5 protein-coding genes and 1 pseudogene are annotated in these 6,934 nt (G+C 64.0%); 1 reads left to right on the top strand and 5 read right to left on the bottom strand.

Translation table 11 applies throughout. From position 1 onward, the window contains the following. A pseudogene (locus F7R02_RS19685) lies at positions 1-122 on the top strand (IS3 family transposase); the annotation flags it as partial. Positions 123-1,081: 959 nt separating this feature from the next. Here F7R02_RS19685 and secF read toward each other — a convergent pair. The 5 genes from secF to queA form a co-directional block, all read right to left on the bottom strand. After that, positions 1,082-2,050, bottom strand: coding sequence for a protein translocase subunit SecF (gene secF, locus F7R02_RS19680; RefSeq protein ID WP_078589978.1), 969 nt, complete (start codon positions 2,048-2,050; stop codon positions 1,082-1,084). A 59-nt stretch (positions 2,051-2,109) separates the two neighbouring features. Beyond that, positions 2,110-3,954, bottom strand: a complete 1,845-nt coding sequence (gene secD / locus F7R02_RS19675; RefSeq protein ID WP_005917104.1) for a protein translocase subunit SecD — start codon at positions 3,952-3,954, stop codon at positions 2,110-2,112. Between the two features lie 190 nt (positions 3,955-4,144). Beyond that, entirely contained in the window at positions 4,145-4,498 is a 354-nt protein-coding gene (yajC, locus tag F7R02_RS19670) for a preprotein translocase subunit YajC (protein WP_003489768.1), read from the bottom strand. A gap of 131 nt (positions 4,499-4,629) precedes the next feature. Then, positions 4,630-5,775, bottom strand: a complete 1,146-nt coding sequence (gene tgt, locus F7R02_RS19665) for a tRNA guanosine(34) transglycosylase Tgt (RefSeq protein WP_078518074.1) — start codon at positions 5,773-5,775, stop codon at positions 4,630-4,632. A gap of 81 nt (positions 5,776-5,856) precedes the next feature. After that, positions 5,857-6,927: a tRNA preQ1(34) S-adenosylmethionine ribosyltransferase-isomerase QueA gene (queA, locus tag F7R02_RS19660; protein WP_078589976.1), complete on the bottom strand. Its 1,071-nt coding sequence runs from the start codon at positions 6,925-6,927 to the stop codon at positions 5,857-5,859. Positions 6,928-6,934 lie beyond the last annotated feature (7 nt).

Below are 6,934 nucleotides of genomic sequence, written 5' to 3'. Positions count from 1 at the left end.
GAGCAAGAGCGGATGTGTTTGACTACATCGAGCGACGCCACAACCCAAGGATGCGGCGAAGGGCGGCCAAGCAGGATCAGAAGGTTGCAGCTCTTTTACAACCGTCCGTGATATCGGGGTAGAACCCAAGCCAAGTGCAATGAGCGTAGCGTGGCAATGACGGACAAGGGCGAAGCACCGAACTTACCGCGCCCAGCAACGGTGATAGCGACTTGCCGAAGCCGACCGCCGGCATGCCAGCCAACTGACCGAAACCGAGCCCACCAACTGATTTTCTCCACCACGGCCTAACGCCTGAATTAAGCCGCGCCACGAAGCGGCGTCGGCTTGAATTGTTAGGCGGCTGGTCGATGACCTGTACGTGCCGCCCTCCAGCCTAGATACACGCAAAGCAGCAGGAACAAGACCGTAAGGATCATTGCGAAGTGGGCCTGACGGCAGCGCAGGTGCTCAGCAAAAAGCGAGAAGCTGTTGCCGCAGAAGCCCGAAGCCAGGCTTGCGGCGGAGAAGATCCACAGGAAGCAGTAAGCAGAGGCGAGGCCACACAGGATTGACGCGCTGATCAGTAATGCCCGACGTGTCATATTTCTCTTCCTGCCGCCTAACTACTATTGGACCGCCGAAATGCGGTGTTGCACGGAGTCTCTTCGATCGCTGGCGCGTTGTGAATGGGGTAAATGCTAGCCGCGATCACGGGATAGCACGATGGAGAGCGGCCTCGACCATGCAGACGCTTGGAGTGTTATCCAGCAAGGACGCAGGCGTATGAAATACATCCCCAAAAAAATCGCGTAACAGCGCGTCCACCGACGCGGTTGCTCAATCAAGTGCGCGACCGCTTGCGCGTTCGGCACTATAGCCTGCGCACCGAGCAGGCCTATCTCACGCTTCATCCCGGTCAGCGGCTCTCTCCTGCAAGCTACTGCATATCGATCGGCATAACCTGCCCGACGAAATCCCTAGTGTTCAAGATCTTGAGTAGCGGAGTCATAGTGCACAACCGTGCAGTCACGATGTCCAACACCACAAACGAAAAAACCGCGCAATGCGCGGTTTTTTCGTCACACCTTTTGCCAACCGATCAAGGACGACGCGCCAGCGCCTCCACGTCCTTGGCCTTGGGCAGCAGGTCTTGCTTGGTCACCGCGAACGGTCCGATGCTCAGCATCGGCACGGCCACGATCACCGAGGAGATCACCACGATCACCGCACCGATCATGTGCGTCTCGGCCAGGCCTTCCATCGACTCGCCGCCGTAGATATACAACGCCAACGCCGACAGGAAGAACATCACCGCGGTGATCACCGTGCGCGAGAGCGTCTGGTTGATCGAACGGTTGAGCACTTCCAGCGGCTCAACGCGCAATGCGCGGAAGTTTTCCCGTACACGGTCGAACACCACGATGATGTCGTTGATCGCAAAGCCCATCACCGACAACAGGCCGGCCAGCACGGTCAGGTCGGACTCGCGGCCGGTCAGCGACACGAAGGCCACGGTGACCAGCAGGTCGAACAAGGCGGTCAGGCTGGCGACCACCGCGAACTTCCACTCGAAGCGGAACGCGATGTAGATCAAAAAGCCCACCAGCATGAACACCGTGGCATACACGCCGTTCAATGCCAGATCCTTACCGACCTGCGGGCCGACGAATTCGCCAGGCTGCACGGTGGCCGGATTCTCGTCGCTGGTCACCGCCTTGCGCACATCTTCGGCAACGGTGCGTGCGGCATCGTCGCGATTGTTGTTCTGGCCGTGCGGCTGCAGGCGAATCATGACCTCATTGCCGCCGCGGGCGTTCTGCACCTGGGCGTTTTCGAAGCCGGCCTTGGAGAGCTTTTCGCGCACCTGGTCCACGTCCACGGTCTTCTGGAACGAGGTCTGCACCAGCGTGCCGCCGGTGAACTCCAGCGCGTAGTTGAAACCCTTGCCGACGATGATGCCGACCGAGGCGACTGCCAGCACCAGCATCAAGATGAGCACCGGCTTGCGCCAGCTCATGAAATCGATCTTGGTGTCGTTCGGGATCAGGTGAAGCGGAAAAATTTTCATCGAAAGATCTTCCTAAGCAGTCCGCACATGGATGTGCGGGCTCTTGCGAGGGACTCGCATTAAATAGCGACAGACTTCAGCTTCTTGCGGCTGCCGTAGATCAGCACCGCCAGCGCACGCGAGACCGTGATCGCGGTGAACATCGAGGCGAAAATACCGATCATCATGGTCAGCGCGAAACCCTTCAGCGGGCCGGTACCGAACGCGTACAAGGCCACCGCCACGATCAGGCCGGTCAGGTTCGCATCGAGGATGGTGCCGCCGGCCTTTTCGTAACCGGCCGCAATCGCCGACTTGGCCGGTACGCCCAGGCGCAACTCTTCGCGGATACGCTCGTTGATCAGCACGTTGGCGTCCACCGACAGACCCACCGACAAGGCCAGGCCAGCAAAGCCCGGCAACGTCATGGTGGCACCGAACAGCGACATCACCGCCACCACGATCAGCAGGTTGAACAGCAGCGCCACCGAGGTGATCGCGCCGAACACGCGGTAGTAGATGGTGAAGAACACCAGGGTGAACAGGAACGAGTAGACCACCGCCGTGACGCCACGCTCCACGTTCTCCGCACCCAGGCTCGGACCGATCACGTATTCCTCGACGAAATCCATCGGCGCGGCCAGCGAGCCGGATTTCAGCAGCTTGGCCAGGTTCTCGGCTTCGGTCTTTTCCAGACCGGTGGTCTGGAAGTTCTTGCCGAACACGCCGGCAATGCGGGTCGGCGACAAGGCTTCTTCCTTGACCCGCACGCTGCGCACTTCCTTGCCGTCGACCATGGTCACGGTGGGAATGCGCTCGATGTAGACCACCGACATCAGCTTGCCGACGTTGGCGCTGGTGTAGTCGAACATGCGCTGGCCGGCGACGTTGTTGAGCGTCACCGCCACTGCCGGCATGCCGTTCTGGTCGGTGCTGACCGATGCGCTGACCATCTGGTCGCCAGTCACCAGCGCGCGTTTGTTCAACAACACCGGAGCGTTGCTGTCGCGCAGGCGATAGACCTTGGCCTCCGGCGGAATGTTGCCGCTACGCACGGCATCGTCGGCGTTGCCGTCGACCACGGCGCGGAATTCCAGCGAGGCGGTGGCACCGATCAGGCGCTTGGCTTCGGCGGTGTCCTGCAGACCGGGAAGTTCGACCACGATGCGGTCCTCGCCCTGGCGCTGGATGGTCGGCTCGGACACGCCCAGCGCGTTGACGCGGTTGCGCAAGGTGGTGAGGTTCTGCTCGATCGCACCGCTGGCGATCTGCTTGAGTTCGGCCTCCGGCACCTTCACGGCGATGTTCTGGCCGCTGACGTCGTAGGTCAGGGTCGGCTGCGCCTTAGCCAGCGCCACGCGCGCGGCGTCGGCACTGGCGCCCTCGCCCAGGTTGACCTGGATACTGTTGTCGGCGCGACGCTCCACCGAGCGGTACGGGATACGCGCATCGCGCAAGGTGGTGCGGATGTCTTCGGCAAACCCGTCCAGGCGCTTTTCCAGCGCGGCCTTCTGATCGACCTGCATGGCGAAGTGCACACCGCCCACCAGGTCCAGACCCAGCACCATCGGTCGGCCGCCCAGCTTGGCCAGCCAGTCCGGCACGGTGGAGGCCAGGTTCAGCGCCACGGTGTAGTTCTCGCCCAGCTGCTGACGCAACACGTCGTTGGCGCGTGTCTGCGCCTGCAGCGAAGGCAACCGCACCATCAGGCTGTCGCCTTCTTTCGTGATCGCCTTCGGGGTGATGCCGGCGCTCTTGAGCTCACCGTCGATGCGGCTGCGCAGTGCGTCGTCGAGCTGCGCACCGCGGCTGGCGGTGATCTGCACGGACGGGTCCTTCTGGTAGACGTTGGGCAGCGCATACAGCGCACTGACGGCCAGTACCAGCAGGATCAGGAAGTACTTCCAGCGAGGAAATTCGAGCATTGCGACAGTCCCGCGTGGCGCCATCCCGGCGCCGCGCCTAGCAGTGAGAACGACTTCAAGCGACCGGTACAACGTCGCCAATGGTCTTCAGATGGATACGGGCGGTACGGTGGAACCAGCGGTTCACGACCTCCGGTTCCACTTGGCGACTGCGCCTGCCTGACAGCGGCGCAGCCATTGCAGGACGCGCTTAGCTCGCCGACTTCAGCGTGCCCTTGGGCAGCACATGGCCCACGGCGCTCTTCTGCACGCGGATACGCACGTTGTCGGCCACTTCCACGCTGATGAAGTTGTCGCCGATGTCGGTGATCACGCCCGCAACGCCGCCGGAAGTGATCACTTCATCGCCGCGCGCCAGCTTGTCCAGCAGCGCCTTGTGCTCCTTCTGACGCTTCATCTGCGGGCGGATCATCAGGAAGTACATCACCGCGATCAGGATGATCGGCAGCGCGAAGGTGGACAGGCCTCCCATCGGGCCGGGTGCCGGCGCGCCGCCAGCGGCCTGCGCCTGGGCAGCGGGGATCAGGAAATCGAGCAGATTCATTCAGTGCATCCTAGTTTGGTGCCAGCGCGCCCATGGGCCCGCTCGCTATTCAGGTACCGCCGGGGCGGAACAGCCGGGAATTATGCCACGCAGGTTCCACGCCGTCCGCGCCGGGGCGCGGGCGGCCGGTCTCAGCTGGTTTCCCCCGGCAACGGCGGCGTGGTGGCGCCGCGTGCCGCATAGAAGGACCGCCGGAACTCCACAAAGGTTCCCGAAGCGATCGCTGCGCGCATGTCGGCCATCAGTTTTTCGTAGTACCAGAGGTTGTGCAGGGTGCCCAGCATCGGCGCCAGCATTTCGTTGCAGCGGTCCAGATGGCGCAGGTAGGCGCGCGTATAGCCGCTGCTGCAGGCATGGCAACCGCAGCCCGGCTCGATGGTGTCCAGGTCGCGCTCGTACTTGGCATTGCGGATGCGCACGGTGCCGAACGAGGTGAAATAGTGGCCGTTGCGCGCGTTGCGGGTGGGCATCACGCAGTCGAACATGTCCACCCCGCGGGCCACGCCTTCGACCAGGTCTTCCGGGCGGCCCACGCCCATCAGGTAGCGCGGGCGCTCGGCCAGCAGGCGCGGATGCAGGTGTTCGAGCATGGCATTGCGTTCGTGCTCGGGCTCGCCCACTGCCAGCCCACCGATCGCATACCCATCGAAACCAATGGCTTGCAGGCCGTCCAGCGAGCGGCTGCGCAGATCCGGATGCACCCCACCCTGCACGATGCCGAACAGCGCCGCATCGTTGCCCAGCCCGTCGTGCGCATCGCGCGAGCGCTGCGCCCAGCGCAGGCTCAGCTCCATCGAGCGGCGCGCGACGTCCTCGGTGGCCGGATACGGCGTGCACTCGTCGAAGATCATCACGATGTCCGAATCGAGCACCTTTTGAATTTTCATGCTCTCTTCGGGGCCCAGGAACACCCGCGCGCCATCGGTCGGCGAGGAAAAGGTCACGCCCTGCTCGGTGATCTTGCGGCGATGCGCCAGCGAAAACACCTGGAAGCCGCCGGAATCGGTGAGGATCGGCCCATCCCAGCGCGCAAACCCGTGCAGCCCGCCGTGATCGCCGATCACCTCCAGACCCGGGCGCAGATACAGATGGAAGGTGTTGCCCAGGATGATCTCCGCACCCAGCGCACGGATCTGCTCGGGCAGGATGCCCTTGACCGAGCCATAGGTCCCGACCGGCATGAACGCAGGCGTTTCGACCGTGCCGCGCGGAAAGGTCAGGCGCCCACGCCGGGCATGCCCGTCGGTGGCTTGGAGTTGGAACTGGAGTCGGGACATTGAGGGGCCGGGAATGGGGAGTGGGGAATCGGGAATGGGAAGAGCGGTTGGCAGGTGGCTGATCGTTCGGCGGGTCCCGCCTTACGATTCCCCATTCCCGAGTCCCGATTCCCGGCCCCACAACAACATCGCATCGCCGTACGAAAAGAAGCGGTAGCGCTGCGCGATGGCGTGGTGGTAGGCGGCGAAGATGCGCTCGCGGCCGGCGAAGGCAGAGACCATCATCATCAAGGTGCTTTCGGGCAGATGGAAGTTGGTGACCATCGCATCGACGCTGCGGATGCGGTAGCCGGGCAGGATGAAGATCTGGGTTTCGCCGGCGAATGGCTGCAATTCGCCTTCGGGCGCGGCCTCGGTCTTGCGCCAGGCGCTTTCCAGCGAGCGCACCACCGTGGTGCCCACCGCGATCACGCGGCCGCCGCGGGCACGCGTGCGGCGCACCTGTTCCACCAGCGCGGCCCCGACGTTGAGCCACTCCTTGTGCATCACATGCTGGTCGAGCTTGTCCACCCGCACCGGCTGAAAGGTGCCGGCACCCACATGCAAGGTGACGTGGCCGAACTCCACCCCGCGCTCGCGCAAGCGTGCCAGCAGCGGCTCGTCGAAATGCAGCCCGGCGGTGGGCGCGGCCACCGCACCGACTTCGCGCGCGAACACGGTCTGATAGCGCTCGCGGTCTTCCACGCCCGGCTCGCGGCGGATGTAGGGCGGCAGCGGCAGGCGGCCAGCCTCCAGCAGCCAGTGCTCCAGCGGGGTCGGGATCTGGAAACGCAGCAGATAGAACCCGCCATCGCGGCCCAGCACCTCGGCCTGGCCACCGGCATCGAGCGCGATCAGGCTGCCGGCCTTGGGCGACTTGCTGGCGCCGATCTGTACCCGCGCCTGACGCTCGCCAAGCAGGCGCTCGATCAGGATTTCCACCCGCCCGCCGCTAGCCTTCTGCCCGAACAAGCGCGCCGGAATGACCCGGGTGTCGTTGAAGATCAGCAGATCGCCGGGCTGCAGCAGCTCGGGCAGGTCGCGCACCTGGCGGTCGGCCAGCGCCTGCGGCGATGGCGGCACCACCAGCAACCGGCTCGCCGCGCGCTCGGCCAGCGGCGCCTGGGCGATCAGTTCGTCGGGCAGGTCGTAATGGAAATCGGACTTCTTCAAGGCCGCG

Source organism: Xanthomonas cissicola, assembly GCF_008801575.1.
GTDB classification, from domain to species: Bacteria; Pseudomonadota; Gammaproteobacteria; order Xanthomonadales; family Xanthomonadaceae; genus Xanthomonas; species Xanthomonas cissicola.
This window is presented reverse-complemented; position numbering and strand designations above follow the sequence as displayed.